We start from the raw sequence: 523 nt of genomic DNA on the forward strand, positions 1-523 counted from the left end.
CTGAGTATTTTGGTGGAGGAGCAGGTTATGATAAAGATGGAAAATGGAAAGCTCCAAGTTTTAAGGTTAAGACAGTTGATGCGGAAGGTAAAGAAAGTGAGGAAAGCTATAAGAGTGTAGCGGAAGCACTTTCTGATATTAGTAGTTCTGTCATGAGTGTTCATCATGATGTGACTAATGTTGTCAGTGATAGCCTTGTCAAGCAGGATGAGAAGACAAAAGTTATCAATATTGGTAAAGAAGTAGCAGGTACAGAAATAAGTTTTTTGGACGAAAAGGGCAAAGAACGGACGCTTTCAGGTGTTAAGGCGGCAGAGAATGACAATGAAGCAGTTAATAAAGCGCAGCTTGATGCAAGTCTGAAGGATCTTTCTACCAGCCTTCAGTCTGATGATTCAGCTGTTGTTCACTACGATAAGCTGGCAGATGGTAAAACTGATTATAGCAGTGTGACTTTAGGTAAAGGTAAGGATGCAGGACCAGTTGCACTTCATAATGTCAAAGATGGTGTCATTGGTGAGAG

At 40.7% G+C, this 523-nt stretch carries 1 pseudogene; it reads left to right on the top strand.

What is annotated here, in order from left to right:
- Positions 1–523 (top strand): annotated as a pseudogene (locus ACFINA_RS09800) (hypothetical protein); the annotation flags it as partial.

Origin of the sequence: Bartonella sp. AC10YNML, assembly GCF_042196825.1 — a bacterium.
Taxonomy (GTDB): Bacteria; Pseudomonadota; Alphaproteobacteria; order Rhizobiales; family Rhizobiaceae; genus Bartonella.